Source organism: Cupriavidus basilensis OR16 (assembly GCF_000243095.1).
Lineage (GTDB): Bacteria > Pseudomonadota > Gammaproteobacteria > Burkholderiales > Burkholderiaceae > Cupriavidus > Cupriavidus basilensis_D.
This window is the reverse complement of sequence record NZ_AHJE01000347.1, coordinates 1-510: the sequence shown is the minus strand read 5'-3', so window position 1 is coordinate 510 and position 510 is coordinate 1. Positions and strand designations below refer to the sequence as shown.

Below are 510 nucleotides of genomic sequence, written 5' to 3'. Positions count from 1 at the left end.
TGGCCTACATGGCGGGCGGCATCGGCGCGGTGGCCTACAACAGCGTGGTGGCGCAGCGCCCGGCCGAGCCCGATACCATCGTGGCCTTCTCGGGCGGCTCGCTGCTTGCGCTGGCGCAAGGCAAGTTCGGCAAGTATGGCCCGGCGGACGTGCGCTGGGTTGGCGCGCTCGGCACCGACTACGGTGTGATCGCGGTACGCGCCGATTCGCCCCTCAAGACCCTGAAGGACCTGGTGGCCGCGCTCAGGTCGGATCCGGACCAGGTACTGTTCGGTGCCGGCGGCACCATTGGCAACCAGGACTGGATGAAGGCCGCGATGGTGGCGCGGCAGGCCGGGGTGGGCTACAAGCGCATGCGCTTCGTGGGCTTCGAGGGTGGTGGCGAGGCGTTCACGGCGCTGCAAGGCGGGCACGTCCAGGCGGTATCCGGCGACGCATCGGAGGCGGCCATGCAACTCGGCGCGGGCGGCATCCGCATCCTGGCCGTGCTGGCGGAGCAGCGCCTGCCCG

The 510-nt window shown here is 71.0% G+C and carries 1 protein-coding gene; it reads left to right on the top strand.

Going from position 1 to position 510, the window contains the following annotated elements; genetic code table 11:
- Positions 1 to 510 (top strand): tripartite tricarboxylate transporter substrate-binding protein (locus OR16_RS39070; RefSeq protein ID WP_006165037.1); only part of this gene is annotated, 510 nt, incomplete at both ends.